The organism is Afipia sp. GW821-FHT14H12, assembly GCF_058803465.1.
The window spans coordinates 116,631-133,776 of record NZ_JBXAOZ010000001.1 but is presented as its reverse complement, the minus strand read 5'-3'; the positions used below and the strand labels follow the sequence as shown (position 1 = coordinate 133,776).

Annotated in this window: 17 protein-coding genes; 6 read left to right on the top strand and 11 right to left on the bottom strand. The window is 61.5% G+C overall.

The features are described from left to right. Positions 1-7: 7 nt before the first annotated feature. From AC1RNA_RS00680 to lgt, 4 genes are all read right to left on the bottom strand, one after another. Positions 8-631, bottom strand: coding sequence for a hypothetical protein (locus AC1RNA_RS00680; protein ID WP_492951155.1), 624 nt, complete (start codon positions 629-631; stop codon positions 8-10). 120 nt (positions 632-751) lie between these two features. Next, on the bottom strand, positions 752-1,516 hold the full coding sequence (pgeF, locus tag AC1RNA_RS00675) for a peptidoglycan editing factor PgeF (protein ID WP_492949883.1): 765 nt from the start codon (positions 1,514-1,516) through the stop codon (positions 752-754). Then, complete coding sequence (locus AC1RNA_RS00670) at positions 1,513-2,556, bottom strand: class I SAM-dependent methyltransferase (RefSeq protein WP_492951154.1); 1,044 nt, start codon at positions 2,554-2,556, stop codon at positions 1,513-1,515. The genes pgeF and AC1RNA_RS00670 overlap by 4 nt, the downstream gene beginning before the upstream one ends. 62 nt (positions 2,557-2,618) lie before the next feature. Further along, entirely contained in the window at positions 2,619-3,452 is an 834-nt protein-coding gene (lgt, locus tag AC1RNA_RS00665; RefSeq protein ID WP_492951153.1) for a prolipoprotein diacylglyceryl transferase, read from the bottom strand. 230 nt (positions 3,453-3,682) lie between these two features. On the opposite strand from lgt, the gene AC1RNA_RS00660 reads away from it, so the two are divergent. Next, complete coding sequence (locus AC1RNA_RS00660; RefSeq protein ID WP_009339924.1) at positions 3,683-3,937, top strand: accessory factor UbiK family protein; 255 nt, start codon at positions 3,683-3,685, stop codon at positions 3,935-3,937. A gap of 18 nt (positions 3,938-3,955) precedes the next feature. Here AC1RNA_RS00660 and AC1RNA_RS00655 read toward each other — a convergent pair whose 3' ends face one another. Further along, positions 3,956-5,038, bottom strand: a complete 1,083-nt coding sequence (locus AC1RNA_RS00655) for an HD-GYP domain-containing protein (RefSeq protein WP_492949882.1) — start codon at positions 5,036-5,038, stop codon at positions 3,956-3,958. Between the two features lie 312 nt (positions 5,039-5,350). Here AC1RNA_RS00655 and AC1RNA_RS00650 point away from each other — a divergent pair, with 312 nt between their 5' ends. From AC1RNA_RS00650 to ychF, 3 genes are read left to right on the top strand one after another with little or no spacing between them, the layout of a single operon-like run. After that, positions 5,351-6,079 (top strand): 50S ribosomal protein L25/general stress protein Ctc, encoded by a 729-nt coding sequence (locus tag AC1RNA_RS00650; RefSeq protein WP_009339926.1) that lies wholly within the window; start codon positions 5,351-5,353, stop codon positions 6,077-6,079. Positions 6,080-6,097: 18 nt separating this feature from the next. Further along, positions 6,098-6,703: an aminoacyl-tRNA hydrolase gene (gene pth, locus AC1RNA_RS00645; protein ID WP_009339927.1), complete on the top strand. Its 606-nt coding sequence runs from the start codon at positions 6,098-6,100 to the stop codon at positions 6,701-6,703. A 27-nt stretch (positions 6,704-6,730) separates the two neighbouring features. Continuing rightward, positions 6,731-7,828: a redox-regulated ATPase YchF gene (gene ychF / locus AC1RNA_RS00640; protein ID WP_492949881.1), complete on the top strand. Its 1,098-nt coding sequence runs from the start codon at positions 6,731-6,733 to the stop codon at positions 7,826-7,828. 20 nt (positions 7,829-7,848) lie between these two features. Here the strand turns inward: ychF and AC1RNA_RS00635 are convergent, their stop codons facing one another. From AC1RNA_RS00635 to AC1RNA_RS00620, 4 genes are all read right to left on the bottom strand, one after another. Continuing rightward, positions 7,849-8,157, bottom strand: coding sequence for a DUF4282 domain-containing protein (locus AC1RNA_RS00635; RefSeq protein ID WP_009339929.1), 309 nt, complete (start codon positions 8,155-8,157; stop codon positions 7,849-7,851). Positions 8,158-8,240: 83 nt separating this feature from the next. Continuing rightward, on the bottom strand, positions 8,241-8,378 hold the full coding sequence (locus tag AC1RNA_RS00630) for a hypothetical protein (RefSeq protein WP_009339930.1): 138 nt from the start codon (positions 8,376-8,378) through the stop codon (positions 8,241-8,243). A gap of 134 nt (positions 8,379-8,512) precedes the next feature. Next, on the bottom strand, positions 8,513-8,914 hold the full coding sequence (locus tag AC1RNA_RS00625; RefSeq protein WP_009339931.1) for a hypothetical protein: 402 nt from the start codon (positions 8,912-8,914) through the stop codon (positions 8,513-8,515). A gap of 224 nt (positions 8,915-9,138) precedes the next feature. Next, complete coding sequence (locus AC1RNA_RS00620; protein ID WP_009339932.1) at positions 9,139-10,032, bottom strand: hypothetical protein; 894 nt, start codon at positions 10,030-10,032, stop codon at positions 9,139-9,141. 251 nt (positions 10,033-10,283) lie between these two features. Between AC1RNA_RS00620 and AC1RNA_RS00615 the strand changes: the two genes are divergently transcribed. Together AC1RNA_RS00615 and AC1RNA_RS00610 are read left to right on the top strand one after the other, a co-directional pair. Next, the gene (locus tag AC1RNA_RS00615) at positions 10,284-11,906 is read left to right on the top strand and encodes an ABC-F family ATP-binding cassette domain-containing protein (protein ID WP_492949880.1); all 1,623 of its coding nucleotides are present in this window, start codon (positions 10,284-10,286) and stop codon (positions 11,904-11,906) included. Positions 11,907-12,034: 128 nt separating this feature from the next. Next, the gene (locus tag AC1RNA_RS00610) at positions 12,035-13,042 is read left to right on the top strand and encodes a GIY-YIG nuclease family protein (protein ID WP_492949879.1); all 1,008 of its coding nucleotides are present in this window, start codon (positions 12,035-12,037) and stop codon (positions 13,040-13,042) included. Here AC1RNA_RS00610 and uvrB read toward each other — a convergent pair. Beyond that, positions 13,039-15,918, bottom strand: a complete 2,880-nt coding sequence (gene uvrB, locus AC1RNA_RS00605) for an excinuclease ABC subunit UvrB (RefSeq protein ID WP_492949878.1) — start codon at positions 15,916-15,918, stop codon at positions 13,039-13,041. The two genes, AC1RNA_RS00610 and uvrB, sit on opposite strands and share 4 nt — an antisense overlap. Positions 15,919-15,957: 39 nt before the next feature. Further along, the gene (locus AC1RNA_RS00600; protein WP_492949877.1) at positions 15,958-17,013 is read right to left on the bottom strand and encodes a hypothetical protein; all 1,056 of its coding nucleotides are present in this window, start codon (positions 17,011-17,013) and stop codon (positions 15,958-15,960) included. Positions 17,014-17,146: the final 133 nt, after the last annotated feature.

Below are 17,146 nucleotides of genomic sequence, written 5' to 3'. Positions count from 1 at the left end.
CCGGAATCTATTGGCCGCTGAAGGCCAGTGCCTGGGAGGGCGCGCCCGTTTCCGGCGTCTCGGTGGCCGGCAGGCCCGCCACGGCGGGGCCGGCAGTCTCGGGAACCGGCGGAGCCGATTGGACCGGCGCAGCGCCGCCATTGACCAGATTGGTCAGCCCGCTGAGGCCGGCCTGAGAAATCCTGCGCAGAACCTGATCGCTGGCGGCATCCCAGGCATCGGCTCCGGCGGCGCCCGCGGGTTCGGTGCCGCTGAGGCGGGCGGCGCGGCTCTGGTCGCCAGCATAGACATCCCAGACCCATGCGATGGAGGCGTTATGGGTGCCGCGCTTGACCTGGGCCGCATAATAGCTGCGCACCCGGTAGGTCGGGTTGGCCTCTCGCGACACCACGGAAATATGGCGGGTAGCCCCCTCGGTCTCGAGCACCTTCACGAGGCGCTGGAACACCTGCGGTGGCGGTCCATCGACGGATTCAAAGGCGACGGTCGGGCCGAATCCCTGCGAGGCCGTCGGGCTGGGTCCTTCGGCCGTGCAACCTGCGGTCAGCACCGCCAAGGCGCCAAGCGCCAGCCAGGCAAAAGCTTTTCGCTGGCAAGGCCTTTTCGCCCAACCAAGCTTCTCCGCTGCCATCGTCAGGATTGAAGGCGTCAAAAATCGCTTCCCTAACCGGCGTCTGTCGCGCCGTGGGCCAAACCGATATCGTTAAAATGCATTAACGTCTAGGGCAGACCGGCGGTCGTGGGAGCGTGGTTAATCCAGCACCAGCGCGTGGATGTTGCGCCCGTAGTCGGGCTCGGCGCGGTGTGTCGTCCGGCGGTAGCTGAAAAAGCGCGGGTCGGCATAGGTGTCGAGGCCGACATCGCCGATGGCTTCGATCCCGGCGCGTTCGAGCCGTGTGCGGATAAAACCGGCAAGATCGAACATCGCGTGATCGGGCCGGGACGAGGGGATGAAGTAACGCGCGTTATCGGCATCGGTCGCGGTGAAGCGTTCGACGAACTCCGCGCCGACTTCGTAACTTGGCTGGCGGATGAGCGGGCCGATCGCCGCGCGAATGTCGGTTCTGTGCGCGCCGAGTGTTTCCATGGCGTTGAGCGTCGCCTCGATCACGCCGCCGAACGCGCCCTTCCATCCAGCATGCGCCGCGCCGATCACCCGCGCCTTCGGATCGGCGAACAGCACCGGCCCACAATCCGCGGTGGTGATGCCGATGGCCAATCCCGGCGTACGCGTTACCAGCGCGTCGGCATGCGGCCGCTCATCCGTCGGCCATGGCTCGGTGACGATCGCGACATCCGGCGAATGCACCTGATAGACGGTGAGGAAATGCGATGGCTGCACATGGAGCGCACTCGCCATGCGGCGGCGGTTCTCGTTGACGCGCGCCGTATCGTCCTTCGAGCCGAGTCCGCCGTTCAGGCTCTCGTAAATTCCTTCCGAGACGCCGCCCTCGCGGGTGAAGAAAGCGTGACGCAGCCCCGGCAGGTCCGACAGCAATGACGATGTGACGATCATGAAGGCGTATCGGACAGCGCTGCGAGCGCTGGAATCGAGGGATGCGACAGGCCGAGCACCTTGAACAGCGAGCCCATCGCCTTCGGGCCGCTCTCGACCAGCCGTTTCAGCGCGCTGGCGACATCGCCCGCGCTTTGCGACGCGGAATGCTTGATGAGCGTTTGCGCACGCGTCTCGATGCCGAGATGACCGAGGAACGTGCCCTGTTCGACGGGGCCATGCGCAAGCACGCCCATCGATTGCGCGGCATCGGCGAGGGCCTGGAAATCGACATGGGCGGTGAGGTCGGCGGTGCCGGGCGCGCGCAGCGGATCGGTGTATTTGTGTTTGGCGACGGCCTGGAAGGTGTCGCCCGCGTCGGAGCGGACATGGCCGTAATCGATCAGGAGTGCGGCGCCCCCGAACTCGCGGATGCGCCGCGCGAGCGCCATGATCTCGTTGGTCTCGCGCCACTCGAAGATCGTGCCGTTCGGTGCGTTGCGCACATGAGGCGGCACCGAGACCTCGAAGCGCGGCGTCGGTTCGGGCGCGGTGGTGAAGACGAAAATATCGTCGTCGACGTCCACCATACGCTCGTGCCAGCCGGTGTCCTTCTTGACCATCTGATGGATCGGCAGCACGTCGAAATACTCATTGGCGAGAATGATCGCCGGGCCATCAGGCACGTCGCTGAGCTGATGATGCCACTGAAACGGTTTGACATCGGCGAGCGTGTCGCGCTGGATCGCGCGCAGCGACGGGCTGACCTCGACCAGATGCACGTCGATCGCGTCGAAGAAGGCAGGCAGAATCCGGATCGCGCGCAACGCGTCCGCCATCATGGTGCCGCGGCCGGGACCGAGTTCGATCAACTGGACGCGCTCGGGCATGCCCATCGCATTCCAGACCGAGGCCGCCCACAGGCCGATCAGCTCGCCGAACATCTGGGAAATCTCGGGCGCTGTGGTGAAATCGCCGCCACGGCCGAGCGGATCGCGGTTGACGTAATAGCCGTATTCCGGATGCGTCATGCAGAGCTGCATGTAGCGCGAAACCGGCATCGGTCCCGCAGTCGCGATCAACTGGCGCAGATAAAGCTCGAACGGCGTGTATTCGATCTCGGTCACGATGCCTCGTTGTTGCGCGCGCCGCGCCGTAACGCCACGCCGATGAATGTCAGCCCCGCCACAATCATAGGGGCCGACAATATCATTCCCATCGTCAAACCGCCCCACAGAAATCCGAGTTGCGGGTCCGGTTCACGGAAAAATTCGCCGGTGATGCGCGCAAGCCCATAACAGGTTGCGAAAATACCGATGATGAGTCCGGGACGCTTCAGCGCGCCGCAGCGAATGGCCACTGCAAGGATGATGAACAGCAGCACGCCTTCGAGTCCGGCCTCGTAGAGTTGGCTCGGATGGCGCGGCACCGGGCCGCCGGTCGGAAACACCATCGCCCATGGGAGGGTCGGATCGGCTGGCCGGCCCCACAATTCGCCATTGACGAAATTTGCCAGCCGTCCGAGCAGCAGCCCGATGGGGCCGACCGCGCAGGTGACATCGCCAAGCGACAGCACCGGAATCTTGCGGTGATACCCGAACGCCAGCACGGCGATGACGCAGCCGAGGAAACCGCCATGGAACGACATGCCGCCGTTCCACAATTCAAAAATCTGCGCCGGGTGAGCGATGAAGAAATCGAGATTGTAGAATAGCACGTAGCCGGTGCGTCCGCCGAGAATGATGCCGAGCGTCACCCACAGAATGAAATCGTCGAAATCGAGCGTGGTCATCGGCGCGCGGCCGCCCCACAGCTTCTCGGTGCGGATGATGCTGCGGGCATAGAGCCAGCCGATGACGATGCCGCCGATATAGGCCAGCGCATACCACCGGATCGCGAGCGGCCCGAGCCTGATCGCGATCGGATCGAAGGCCGGAAACTGGAGCAGGAGCGGGATGAACGTCGCGGTAAGGAGGATGGTGGACAGCATCGGCGGTTCGATCCCCGTGGACGATCATCACGTCATGCGGTCATGGCCGCTGTGATGGGGGGAAGTCAAGCATGCCCATCAAGCATGGAAAGTTAATGGCGCGATCGCATCAAAGCCCCGCGAGACGGCTTGCGCCCGCGCCTTTCGATCCCCATTGTGTGCTTCAGAGCCGGCCGTGGCCGCCATCGGAGATGAAGATGACCCAGACCAACAACCGCTTTTTCGATGAAGTCGCGCGCCTGATGAACGACGCCGCCGGCGCCGCCCAGGGTGTCAAGCGCGAGATCGACACAGTGGTGCGGCATCAGGCCGAGCGGATCCTCAACGATCTCGATCTCGTCAAGCGCGAGGAATTCGACGTGGTCAAGGACATGGCGCGGCTCGCGCGCGAGGAGAACGAGGCGCTGAAGGCGCGGATCGCCGCGCTCGAAGCCAAGCTCGGCGGCGGCTAGCGGAAAGCAGGAAAGCCGTTACGCCGCCAGCACCACCGGGCGGAACGCCTGGAGCAGGGGCTGGTCGATCTGCGTCTGCATCCGTTCCATCACCGCGATAGCATCCTGATGCGACATCGGGGGGCTGTCGGCGCGATCCTCGACCAGCATCGCGAAGATGTCGATGATGGTGATCATACGCACGATATCCGAAATCTGATCACCGCTCAGTTGCTGCGGATAGCCGCTGCCGTCGAGCAGTTCGTGGTGGTGCAGCACCACGTCGAGCATCTCCGGCGGAAAATCGCCATGCGCCTTGAGCACGTCGTGACCGATCTGCGAATGCTTGGCGAGTTCTGCTTCTTCGTCCGGTGTCAGCGCCTCGGGTTTGTCGAGGATCGCGGCCGGAATGTAGGCCTTGCCGACATCGTGGATCAGGGCTGCGCGGGCGAGGCGACGCTGGTCTTCATTGCGCATCCCGAGATGCTGGGCGAAGGCGACGGCATAGCCGGTGACGAACAGCGTGTGACGGTAGCTGCGAACATGATGCTTGTTGATGGCGACAAGCCATTCGCGCAGGCTTGAGCGGCGCAATGCCCGCAGGATCTTGTCCTCGGCATGGACGATGTCGCTGTAGGACAGCGGCACGCCGGTCGGCAGCTTTTCGAAAATGCGGACCATCACATCCTGAGCGGCGGAGATTCCTTCGCTGAGCACGATGCTCGCGCTGGTCTCTTCCTCCGTTTGCGGGAAAGAGAGGGCAACGCGCTGCAGGATGGTCTTGGGATCGAATGGCCAGCGGATGGTGTCGGTTGCGCCAAGCGACCAGGCCTGGGTCGCTTCCCGGTGCAATGAATCCGACAGCACGAACAGTCGCGGCATGCCCTGATAGGCCTTGCCGGTCAATTTGCGGCGAACCGTCTGGACGCTTGGAACCGAGGACAGATCGATGTCGATGACGATGCCCGCATAATTATCCGGATCGTCGGGCATCTCGGCGGTGGTCATGCGTTCGACCTCGCCTGCCTTGGTCAGGATGGCGATCAGGTCGTCGCTGCGGTCGTTACGGTCGGATGCAAGGAGCACGCGCCTTCTGGCGGCGGACCTATATGCAAGCGTCATCTTGGCCTCTTCTGGAACCCCACTTTGCCGGGCCAGGCGTTCTTCCGGCACCGGAACCCTAGGGCAAAGTTCCGATAAAACCGTTTCGGAACCCTTAGAATTTTACCTTTCAGCCAATTTTTGCCGATGGGAGTTTTCCCGAGCCCTGGAATGGTTTCGGCCCGGTTTTCGCGCGCCATTCCTTGTCTTTTCAGGCCGTTGGGGCTAAGAACCGGCTCGTTCGCGGCCCCCGCACCCCTGGAGGCTTGCCGCGACGATCGAACGGGCCGCGTTTGCGGCCCTTAAATTTTGTAAAAACAAGGACTTACAACTATGGCGACCGTCAAGGAATTGAAGGCGACCGCTCGTCCGAAGGCCGGCAAGGGGGCCGCTCGGGCTGAACGTCGTGCCGGCCGCGTGCCGGCGGTGATTTACGGCGACAACAAGCCGCCGGTCACGATTTCGCTGGACGACAAGGCTCTGCGTCAGAACATCTTCGCAGGCCACTTCCTCACCACGCTGTTCAACATCGATCTCGATGGCCAGAAGCATCGCGTGATTCCGCGCGACTATTCGCTCGATCCGGTGAAGGACTTCCCGCTGCATGTCGATTTCCTCCGCCTCGGCAAAGGCGCGACCATCCGCGTTAGCGTTCCGCTGCACGTGAAGGGCGCCGAAGTTTCTCCGGGCGTGAAGCGTGGCGGCACGGTCAACATGGTGAACCACACGGTCGAACTCGAGGCGGATGTCGAGCAGATTCCGCAGTTCATCGAAGTCGACGTGTCCAAGCTCGAAATCAACAACTCGCTGCACCTCAGCGACGTTCAGTTGCCGAAGGGCGTGAAACCGGTCTCGCGCGACGACGTGACGCTCGTCACCGTCGTGCCGCCGTCGGGCATGGGCGAAGAAGCCAAGCCTGCTGCGGAAGCCGCTGCTGCGGCGCCTGCGGCTGGTGCCGCGGCTCCCGCCGCCGGTGCTGCGGCTCCCGCGGCTGGTGCAGCGAAGGCTCCCGCAGCCGGTGCTGCCAAGGCCCCTGCGGCCGGCGGCGACAAGAAGAAGTAAGAGAAGACTGCCCGCGCCATGCGCCTGTTCGTCGGACTGGGAAATCCCGGATCGAAGTACGAAGGCAACCGGCACAATATCGGGTTCATGGTTCTCGACGAAATGGCGCGGCGTCACGGTTTCTCACCGTGGCGCCGTCGCTTTCAGGGCGAGACCTCCGAGGGCGTGCTGGATGGCGAGCGTGTCATTCTCCTGAAGCCCGCGACCTACATGAACGAGTCCGGTCGCGCGGTGCAGGAGGCTGCGAATTTCTTCAAGCTCGGCGAGAGCGATGTCGTGGTGTTCCACGACGAGATCGAATTGCCGCCCGCGAAGGTTCGCGTCAAGGTCGGTGGCGGCATCGCCGGACACAACGGCTTGCGCTCGATCTCGTCGCATGTCGGCAACGAATACAAGCGCGTGCGGATGGGGGTGGGCCACCCTGGCGTCAAGGAACTGGTGCACATCCATGTGCTGAACGATTTCGCGAAAGCGGAGCGGCCCTGGGTCGAGGCATTGTGCGATATCGTGTCCGACAACGCCGCGCTGCTTGCGCAGGGCAAAGACTCTGCGTTTCAGAACAAGGTCCATCTTGCGATGGACGCCAAGGGATTCGGTCCGAAGGACGACACCAGCGACAAGTAAACTGGCGCTGACGATCAAGGGGATATCATGGGATTCAAATGCGGCATTGTCGGATTGCCGAACGTCGGCAAGTCCACGCTGTTCAATGCGCTGACGGAAACGGCGGCGGCGCAGGCGGCGAACTATCCGTTCTGCACCATCGAGCCGAATGTCGGCGCGGTCGCGGTGCCGGACCCGCGGCTCGACAAACTGTCCGAGATCGCCAAGTCGGCGCAGATCATCCCGACGCAACTGACGTTCGTGGATATCGCAGGCCTTGTGAAGGGCGCGTCCAAGGGCGAAGGACTCGGCAACCAGTTTCTCGCGACCATCCGCGAGGTGGATGCGGTGGCTCATGTGGTCCGCTGCTTTGAAGATTCCGACATCACCCATGTCGAGGGCAAGATCGCGCCGCTCGCGGACATCGAGACCATCGAGACCGAGCTGATGCTCGCGGATCTCGAAAGCCTCGAAAAGCGCGTCGATAATTTGAGCAAGAAGGCGAAGGGCGGCGACAAGGACTCCAAGGAGCAGCTCGATCTCGTCGAGCGCGCACTGAAGCTGTTGCGTGACGGCAAGCCCGCGCGCTTTCTCGAGCGCAAGCCGGAGGAGGAGCGGACGTTCCGCATGCTCGGTCTCCTGACCTCGAAGCCGGTTCTTTACGTCTGCAACGTCGAGGAAGGCGCGGCCGCCACCGGCAACGCATTCTCGCAGTCCGTGTTCGAGCATGCGAAGAAGGAAGGCGCGGTCGCGGTGGTGATTTCCGCCAAGATCGAATCCGAGATCGCGACGCTGTCACGCGAGGAGCGTGCGGATTTCCTCTCGACCCTCGAACTGGAGGAGGCAGGCCTCGATCGCCTGATCCGCGCCGGTTACGACCTTCTGCACCTCATCACTTACTTCACCGTCGGTCCGAAGGAAGCCCGCGCCTGGACCATCACCAAGGGCACCAAGGCCCCGGGTGCCGCGGGCGTGATCCATACCGACTTCGAGAAGGGTTTCATTCGCGCCGAGACCATCGCTTACGACGATTACGTCACGCTGGGCGGTGAAGCGGGGGCGCGCGATGCGGGCAGACTCAGGCTGGAAGGCAAGGAATACGTGGTCGCCGATGGCGACGTGATGCATTTCCGGTTCAACACGTAATTGAAATGGCGTGCCGCGGTTCAGAACCGCGGCTGCGTGTCGGTGCGCCCCTGTTCGCGGATGGCGCCGAGGTGTTCGTTGATCCGGAAAACGATCAACACGAATTCGGCAGCGATGCGCGAAAACACCACGCCCGCGACGACGCCAGCGATCGCCATCAGCACCATGATGAATCCGGCGAACGGGCTGATCGCCATCTGCAGCAACCCGCCGAAGATTCCCGAGATGCCGCCGAGAATGACGAGCGCGATCACCAGCCAGTAAAAGGTCTTGATGATCGTTGGCGTGATGAAACGGTCCCACTGGAAAAGATCGTTGATCTGAAACATGCGCAAATCCCCTGTTGCGTTTGATTTAATTCTCGCACGGCGTATGCGCCGGAGAAAGCCGCAACAGCGTTCTTTTTCGTTGGTTACTTGATGTAGGCAAGCGACAGCACCACGACGGCGATGGCGAGAAACAGCACAAAGCGGATCAGGATGATCGCGATGTTCTGTTTTGAGGAGGGAAGCGGAATCGGCTCCGCGGTGTCGGGTTTAATAATCTTCACGGTTTGACCCCTGCATGACGCGCCGGGATGGCGCATTCATTAAGTCGCGCGAGACACGCGGCAGGTTCAAACCGGCGACGGGGCCGCACCGGATGGATGGGCGGCCCTGCCGATCATGGGGTGAGACCGGGGTCCTACTGCTCGGACGGCCGCTTCCACTGTGCGATGCTGTCGGCAATCATGCGGGTCGACTTCATCGCGGTCTGGCTCAACTGGGCGAAGCTCGCCAGCTCACGCTGCACGCGCTGACCCTCTTCATGCATGAAGCCGCGAAGGTTCTCGAGCTCGGTGATCAGGGTATCGATTTCGCTCGCGGATGCGCCGGCGACACGCTGGATCAGCGTGTTGACGTTGTTGACGGTGGCCTCGGCGGCCGCATCCGGGCTATCGCCGGAGTGCAGGATCGAAGGCGTCTTGCGCAAGTAGGCGATATCGTTGCGGACGAAATCGCGGATGCCGGCCTCGACATCGGTCACGGCGGCGAGATTGTCGTCGATTTCGTTGGTTTCGATTTTTTCTGACGGCATGGCGTTCATCGGCTTTCTCCTTTTCGCAAGGCCTGCGAGCGGTTGTCCCCCGCACGACGAAGGTGAGGCGGCATTACTTCAACGGATCGTGACCATAACGAGGCAGGAGTAGGGTAATCGTCCGCGCCTTTTGTGGACAAGAGGATATGACGGCTGCAGCCGCGCCAGCATTAAGACGGCATTTACATCGTATTGCGAAATGAACGGGTTCCCGCTGGCGTTCGGGAATGCAGCTACCAGTGATATTTGTATCCGGCGGTGAGGCTCTTGTTGTCGAAGCCATCGGCGGTCTGGGCATAAGTGCCGGATATGCTGACGCCGCCGAACAGCTTCTGCTCCGCGCCGACGCGGCCGAGCCATTTGTTATCCAGAGAAGACTGGGTCTCGCCTGCGATCAGGCTCGTGCCGGTTTCGCGGAATTCGAGCTTCGCCGAGCGATCGACTTCGATGCTGCGGCCCGTGCGCGGCCCAAGGCCTGCAATCGGCGTATCCAGCGGCTGCGCCACGGCATAACCATTCTGTACGGTGAGGGCGTACTGGTTGTTGTCAATCGGGATCGTCTTGCTGATCGCGGTGCCGATCTTGTTCTGGTCGGCGGACGGATCGATCCGCGCATTGAGCGATGTCTTGTCCCAGATGCCGGCGACGCCGGGCGCGCTCATGGTCGCCCAGACGCTGCCGCCGGATTGCAGCGATGTCGTATCGCCCTGCGCCTGACGCGCGAGCAGTTCGCCTGAAGTAACGGGGCCATCGGGCGCGACGTTCATGTCGGCGCCGACCTTGGTGTCCCAGAACGGCAGCACCGACCGTTTTACGGTGACGGCGGAGCCGCCGTCGTCTTTCTCGGTGCGGTCCCAGTTCGCACTCGGTCCGGACAGCGTCGCGGGCGCACGATATTTATACGTCTTGTCGATCGTCACCGGAATGGAGGGGTCCAGCAGACTCCATTCAAACGCGGTCGGCTCCGGCACATCCGCTGCTGCCTCGTCCTTGGTCTGCGTCGGCTGGTTGGACTCATCGTCCTGCGCGCGTGCGTGCGCCGCCGCCGCTGACAGCATCAGCAGCGCGGCAGGCAAAGCGCACCCCGCCCGGATCTGGCGTGGAACTCTGGCAAGCAAAGAGATCATCGGTTTCTCGCAAGACGGGGCAACAGGCCGCCGACCTCAAACGATGCCGGTTAATAACATGTTTCGAGGGTGCGGTTCAGCCCTCGGCACATCACGTCATGCACAAATATTTCTCATGCGCGTTGCCGCAATGATGTCGCATTTCTGAAATTCGCCGGTCGTGGCTCATAAGGAACTATGCCCTTTCGCAACGGCCCCGCATGCCGTAAGAGCCTGCGCAAATCCTTCATCTCTTATCATTCAACGGCGTCATGATTCGTTTCGACAATATCGGCAAGCAGAACGGCCATCAGATCATTTTCATCGAGGCGCAGGCGACCTTGCTCAAGGGCGAGAAGATCGGCCTCGTTGGCCCCAACGGTTCCGGCAAGACCACGCTGTTCCGCCTCGCCACCGCGCAGGAACTTCCCGACGAAGGCCAGGTCGCGGTCGAACGCGGTGTGTCCATCGGCTATTTCAGCCAGGACGTCGGTGAGATGGCGGGGCACAGCGCCGTCTCCGAGGTGATGAACGGCGTCGGTCCGGTGAGCGAAGTCGCGGCCGAGCTGAAAGAGCTTGAAGCCGCGATGGCCGACCCGGACCGCATGGACGAGATGGATGAGATCATCACGCGCTACGGCGAGGTGCAGGCGCGTTTCGAGGAGCTTGACGGCTACGCGCTGGAAAGCCGCGCCCGCGAAGTGCTCGCGGGGCTCAGCTTCACGCAGGAGATGATGGATGGCGATGTCGGCAATCTCTCCGGCGGCTGGAAGATGCGCGTGGCGCTGGCGCGGATTCTCCTGATGCGTCCGGACGTGATGCTGCTCGACGAACCGTCGAACCATCTCGACATCGAAAGCCTGATCTGGCTGGAGGGTTTTCTCAAGAATTACGATGGCGCGCTCTTGATGACCTCGCACGATCGCGAGTTCATGAACCGTATCGTCAACAAGATCATCGAGATCGACGGTGGCACGCTGACCTCCTATTCCGGAAATTACGAATTCTACGAACAGCAGCGCGCGCTGGCCGACAAGCAGCAGCAGGCGCAGTTCGAGCGCCAGCAGGCGATGCTGGCCAAGGAGATCAAGTTTATCGAGCGCTTCAAGGCGCGCGCCTCGCACGCCGCGCAGGTGCAGAGCCGGGTGAAGAAGCTCGACAAGATCGAGCGCGTCGATCCGCCGAAACGGCGCGAGACCGTGTCGTTCGATTTTCCGCCTGCGCCGCGCTCGGGCGAGGATGTCGTCACGCTGAAAAGCGTGCAGAAGGGTTATGGCGAACGGCGAATCTATGATGGCCTTGATTTTCAGGTCCGCCGCCGTGAGCGCTGGTGCGTGATGGGCATCAACGGCGCGGGCAAGTCCACGCTGTTGAAACTCGTCGCGGGCGCGTCGGAGCCGGACGAGGGCGATGTCGCGGTCGGCGCCAGCGTCAAGATGGGTTACTTCGCCCAGCATGCGATGGATCTGCTCGACGGCGAGCGCACCGTGTTTCAATCGCTGGAGGATTCATTCCCGCAGGCGGGGCAGGGCTCGTTGCGCGCGCTGGCTGGTTGTTTCGGCTTTTCCGGCGACGATGTCGAGAAGAAGTGCCGCGTGCTGTCAGGCGGCGAGAAGGCGCGCCTCGTGATGGCGAAGATGCTTTACGATCCGCCGAATTTTCTGGTGCTGGACGAGCCGACCAACCACCTCGACATCGCCACAAAGGAAATGCTGATCACGGCGCTTGCGCAATATGAGGGCGCGATGCTGTTCGTTTCGCATGACCGCCACTTCCTCGGCGCGCTCTCCAACCGTGTGCTGGAATTGACGCCCGATGGCATCCACCAATATGGCGGCGGCTACACGGAATATGTTGCGCGCACCGGCCACGAAGCGCCGGGGGTGGGCGGGTAACGGATCGCAGAATACTCCATACAACATTGAGATATGGAGACATCTTTGCGCATTGGTGCAAGGATCCCATTCTGTCTAGAATGGAGGTCGGAAGATTACATCGACTAATTTTGATGGATAGAGATTTCATGACTAATTTGGCAGGTAGGACCATAAAATTATTTTTGGTGGATGGTGTTCCAGACGGAATGCGTACTGCGGAGATCATAAATTGGACAGGACACATTCTTTTCGCTCCCCGATCTAGTATCGCCGCACTTCTCGCCCGGCCGGAGGTTAGGCGAACTGGAGCTTATCTGCTGATTGGCCCAGACCCAGAGGATGCCGATCAGGTTATGGTGTATGTCGGAGAAGGCGATAACGTCGGCATCAGGATTTCCAGTCACAATAAGGATGAAGAAAAAGATTTTTGGGAGCATGCCTGTGTCTTAACGAGCAAAGATCTTAATCTAACGAAGGCACATGCGCGCTATCTCGAAAGTAAACTGATCGAGGTCATACAACGCGAGGGTCGAGCAAAATTAGCGAACAAGAGTGATCCTAAATTCGACTTACTTCCAGAAGCCGATCTATCGGATATGGATGACTTCATAGTTCGCCTTCAACTGCTTCTTCCGGTTCTTGGGGCAGATTTCGTTCGGCCAACCCCACAGGTTCCCTCCTCAAGAAACAAAGAAATATCTGGTGGCCAGCATTCGAAGGCTCAGCTTAATCTTAATGACTCTCAATCTGTAGGTCAGATTGAGATTGCGAATAAGCAAAGCGCAGAATTTCGAATGAGCGCTGGAGGCCTGCAGGCGCGCGCAGTAGAGATTGACGGGCAAATGATAATTCTTGCTGGTTCTCAAGCTCGGGTTGAAGAGGCGCCCTCTCTGGCTTCGAATGTCAGGACTTATCGCGAGCAGTTGCGCAGAACGGGTAAACTAAGTTCCTCCGATATGGATGGCGTACTTCGCTTTACTGAAGATGTTGCATTCACATCACCCAGCGCTGCTGCGCAAGCTGTTATGGGAACAAGCCGGAATGGGCGAACTGATTGGATTAATATTGCAACAAACGAAACTTATTCGGCATGGCAAGATCGCCTAATATCAAAGGTCGAGGATGCTTCGTTGGGTAGCAATGACAAGAACTAACGCTTCTTCCACCCGCCGCGATGTCCCGGTGCGCCGCCGGTTGAGCGCGGCGACGGGCCTTTGATGACTCCGCCGAATTCCTGTCCGCCCTCGCGCATCGATTTCGGCTTGTAGATCCGGCTCTCGGTGCCCGGTCCCATTTCATCGAGCGTCGGCTTGCGCGGGCGCTTCGCGCCTTTGCGGTCCGGCAACACCTCATGCCAGGTGGCGATGCCCATTTCATCCAGTGAAGGCTTGTGGATGCGCGACTTTTGTTTCGGCGGCAGGTTGGCGCTCTCGCCGTATTTCTTCGCGCCCGCATAAGCGCCAGCCTTGCCGGTCACGGCCTTCTGCTTCGCGGTGGGATCGTCGACCACCGCCATCTCGGTCGCGCGCAGGCGCTTCACCTCGTCGCGCAGCCGCGCCGCTTCCTCGAAATTGAGATCGGCCGCCGCCTCGCGCATCCGGGTTTCAAGATCGGCCAGCACCGCCTCGAAATTATGGCCGATGGCCACGGCGTCGTCGGCCATACCGCCGTCGCCGACTTCCACCAGCACATGGTCGCGCTCGTAGACGGAATTGAGAATGTCGCCGATGGATTTCTTCACGCTCTCCGGCGTGATGCCGTTGGCCTCATTATACGCAACCTGCTTTTCGCGGCGGCGGTCAGTCTCGGCAATCGCGCGCTGCATCGAGCCGGTCATCTGGTCGGCATAGAGGATCACCTTGCCGTCGACGTTACGCGCGGCGCGGCCGATGGTCTGGATGAGTGACGTCTCAGAGCGCAGGAAGCCTTCCTTGTCGGCGTCGAGGATCGCGACCAGCGCGCATTCGGGAATGTCGAGGCCTTCGCGCAACAGGTTGATGCCAACCAGCGCATCGAACGCGCCGAGCCGCAGGTCGCGGATAATCTCGATGCGCTCGATGGTGTCGATGTCCGAATGCATGTAGCGCACGCGAATACCCTGCTCATGCAGATATTCGGTGAGGTCTTCTGCCATGCGCTTGGTCAGCACGGTGATGAGCGAGCGATAGCCTTTCGCGGCCGTGGCCCGCACTTCGCCGAGCAGATCGTCGACCTGCGTGCGCGCGGGGCGAATGTTGACCGGCGGATCGATCAGCCCGGTCGGACGAATGACCTGTTCGACAAACACGCCGCCGCTCTCGTTCATTTCCCAAGCCGCGGGCGTTGCCGATACCGCGACCGATTGCGGGCGCATCATGTCCCATTCTTCGAAGCGCAGCGGCCGGTTGTCCATGCAGGAGGGCAGGCGGAAGCCGTATTCGGCGAGCGTCGCCTTGCGGCGGAAGTCGCCTTTGAACATGCCGCCGATCTGCGGAATGGTGACGTGACTTTCATCCGCGAACACCAGCGCGTTGTCCGGCACGTATTCGAACAGCGTCGGCGGCGGCTCGCCCGGCTTGCGGCCGGTGAGATAGCGCGAATAGTTTTCGATGCCGGCGCAGCTTCCGGTCGCTTCCATCATTTCGAGATCGAACGTGGTGCGCTGCTCGAGCCGCTGCGCTTCCAGCAGGCGGCCCTGGGCGTGCAACTGGTCGAGCCGCCATTTCAACTCGCTCTTGATGCCCTTGATCGCCTGAATGAGCGTCGGGCGCGGTGTGACGTAGTGCGAGTTCGCGTAAATCTTGACGAACTCAAGCTCGTCGCTCTTGTGGCCGGTGAGCGGATCGAACTCCTCGATGCTTTCGACCTCGTCGCCGAACAGATTCACGCGCCACGCGCGGTCTTCATAGTGCGCCGGGAAGATGTCGATGGTGTCGCCACGGACGCGGAAGGTGCCGCGTGTGAAGTCGGCCTGCGTGCGCTTGTATTGCAGCGCCACGAGGTCCGCGATGATCTGGCGCTGGTCGATGCGCTCGCCCTTCTTCAGCGAGAACGTCATCGCGGTGTAGGTTTCGACCGAGCCGATACCGTAGATGCATGACACCGACGCGACGATGATAACGTCGTCGCGCTCCAGCAGCGCGCGCGTCGCGGAGTGGCGCATCCGGTCGATCTGTTCGTTGATCGAGGAATCCTTCTCGATATAGGTGTCCGTGCGCGGAACGTAGGCTTCCGGCTGGTAGTAGTCGTAGTACGAGACGAAATACTCGACCGCGTTGTCGGGAAAGAAATTCTTGAACTCGCCGTAGAGCTGCGCCGCCAGCGTCTTGTTCGGCGCAAGGATCAGCGCGGGGCGCTGGGTAGCCGCGATCACCTGCGCCATGGTGTAGGTCTTGCCCGAGCCGGTGACGCCGAGCAAGACCTGCGTGCGGTCGTTGCGGTTGATGCCTTCGACCAGTTCGGCGATCGCCTGCGGCTGGTCGCCCTTCGGCTGATATTCGGATTTCAGTTCGAAGTGGACGCCGCCTTCGGATTTCTCCGGGCGCGGCGGGCGATGCGGCGTCCAGATCTTGTCGCCGCGAAATTCCGGGCGGCCCTCTTTGATGAGCGATTCCAGCGCCTCGGCGGTCGCTTTGACGCCGAGCGATTCCATCTTGTTGCGCGCTGGCTTGAAGGAGTCGTCGTCATCGACATCGTAGCCGAGCTGCTTGGCCAGTTCGGGATCGAGCGTCGGAATGGGGGCGCTGGTGCCGTAATTGGCCTGCGGTGCCTCGTCGAAGCCTTGCGGCCGCGGTTTGCTATCCTGATCGAACGTCTTCGGCGTCGATTTGCGCGCGCGATGCGCAGCGGCTTCGCCGCCGTTGCGGCGGTCCCATGAATTGTCCGGCGGCGGCTGCAGGCCGGTGCCCGAGCCCAGTCCGCTTTCGCCGCGATTGATCGCGGGGTTCAAAAGCTCCGCCAGCGCGGGCCCGATGGGTTTCACATCGGCGCGATGGGCTTTGGATTTCGGAGTTTTTGCCGGCTTTTTCGAGGAATCGGGATTTTTCGCCATGCGCGGAATATGGGGCCGCAGGGCGCGCAGGAAAAGGGTTCAGGCGAGGTTGTTGACGGGCCGCAACCGTTTCAATGCTTCCGGCATCCGCGCGTCGATCCAGCCCGAAATGGCCGCCTGATGGCGGTGGTAATAGAGGCCGAAGGCGATGATGGCGACACCGATCAAGGACAGCGCGAACGGGAACAGCAGCGAGTCCTTGAATACCTTCTCGGCCAGATCGCCGAGATACATGGCGATGCCGATTGTGCCGAATACCGCGAACACGCGGCGGCCCAGGAACACGGCGAGGAACAGGAAGCCGACATTCATCCCGCAATAGGCTGCTTTTTGTAGGACGGTGCCGCCCGAGGTCGCGGAAATGCCGCCCCAGAACGTCAGCACGCCGAACAGATAAAGCCAGAAGGCGAAATCGCCGGTGCGTTGATACGAATTCACCACAACTGCGATGCCGAGAATGGCAAGGCCGAACCAGATCGAGACGATCCGCGCGGTTTCAAAATCACGGAGTTTGGAGCCGGTGATCCACGGCACGATGTCCATCGACAGGAACCATAATGCGAACGCGGCCAGAAAGACGATGAAGGGGAAGCGGTAGAAGCGCAGCGCGAGTGCGGCAGCAGCAATGGTCGCGATCTCCATGAAGATCCAGCTTCCGCGCACCCAGATGTAGAAATCGTGCGTGGTGCCGGGCTTGCCGAACTTGCTCCACAGGCCGAGCGAATCCTGAATGCCGTAAACCGCCAGCGGCGCCATCGACACCGCAACCGCGATCATGAGTCCGCCTGGCGTGCGCAGGTTCTTGACGGTCCAGAGATAATGACCGGCATACGCAAACAGTGCGGCATAGACGAGCGCCGTCGCGGTGAGGGCTTGTCCACCCATCTGCGAAAACGCCAGCGTGCTGAACAGGCCCATGGCGGCGATCACGATCAGCGCGCCTGCGTACCAAAGCACATGCACTACATCGAACTTCGGAGATGAGGATGAAGCCGTTCCGCGCGATTGCAGGAACGCAAGCAACGTCTCCAGTTGTCCGGCCGAGATGATGCCTGCCTCGGACGCAGCTTGCAGGTCGGTCTTGGAATACGTCATGTGTTGTCCGGTGTGTGATCGGCGCGGCTCATTATTTGTCTCATCGGGAACGCATGGGTTCAATGCGGGACTCTCTTCGCAGTCCGGCGATGAACAATCGGTGAGGGCGGGCGTTCTGGTTGACTTGGCGGGA

What these genes read in the sequence shown, in the direction of transcription:
- AC1RNA_RS00680 (WP_492951155.1), bottom strand. Translation starts at nt 631, where the DNA reads ATGGCAGCGGAGAAGCTTGGTTGGGCGAAAAGGCCTTGCCAGCGAAAA.
- pgeF (WP_492949883.1), bottom strand. Translation starts at nt 1,516, where the DNA reads ATGATCGTCACATCGTCATTGCTGTCGGACCTGCCGGGGCTGCGTCAC.
- AC1RNA_RS00670 (WP_492951154.1), bottom strand. Translation starts at nt 2,556, where the DNA reads ATGCCGGTTTCGCGCTACATGCAGCTCTGCATGACGCATCCGGAATAC.
- AC1RNA_RS00660 (WP_009339924.1), top strand. Translation starts at nt 3,683, where the DNA reads ATGACCCAGACCAACAACCGCTTTTTCGATGAAGTCGCGCGCCTGATG.
- AC1RNA_RS00655 (WP_492949882.1), bottom strand. Translation starts at nt 5,038, where the DNA reads ATGACGCTTGCATATAGGTCCGCCGCCAGAAGGCGCGTGCTCCTTGCA.
- AC1RNA_RS00650 (WP_009339926.1), top strand. Translation starts at nt 5,351, where the DNA reads ATGGCGACCGTCAAGGAATTGAAGGCGACCGCTCGTCCGAAGGCCGGC.
- pth (WP_009339927.1), top strand. Translation starts at nt 6,098, where the DNA reads ATGCGCCTGTTCGTCGGACTGGGAAATCCCGGATCGAAGTACGAAGGC.
- ychF (WP_492949881.1), top strand. Translation starts at nt 6,731, where the DNA reads ATGGGATTCAAATGCGGCATTGTCGGATTGCCGAACGTCGGCAAGTCC.
- AC1RNA_RS00635 (WP_009339929.1), bottom strand. Translation starts at nt 8,157, where the DNA reads ATGTTTCAGATCAACGATCTTTTCCAGTGGGACCGTTTCATCACGCCA.
- AC1RNA_RS00625 (WP_009339931.1), bottom strand. Translation starts at nt 8,914, where the DNA reads ATGAACGCCATGCCGTCAGAAAAAATCGAAACCAACGAAATCGACGAC.
- AC1RNA_RS00620 (WP_009339932.1), bottom strand. Translation starts at nt 10,032, where the DNA reads ATGATCTCTTTGCTTGCCAGAGTTCCACGCCAGATCCGGGCGGGGTGC.
- AC1RNA_RS00615 (WP_492949880.1), top strand. Translation starts at nt 10,284, where the DNA reads ATGATTCGTTTCGACAATATCGGCAAGCAGAACGGCCATCAGATCATT.
- AC1RNA_RS00610 (WP_492949879.1), top strand. Translation starts at nt 12,035, where the DNA reads ATGACTAATTTGGCAGGTAGGACCATAAAATTATTTTTGGTGGATGGT.
- uvrB (WP_492949878.1), bottom strand. Translation starts at nt 15,918, where the DNA reads ATGGCGAAAAATCCCGATTCCTCGAAAAAGCCGGCAAAAACTCCGAAA.
- AC1RNA_RS00600 (WP_492949877.1), bottom strand. Translation starts at nt 17,013, where the DNA reads ATGACGTATTCCAAGACCGACCTGCAAGCTGCGTCCGAGGCAGGCATC.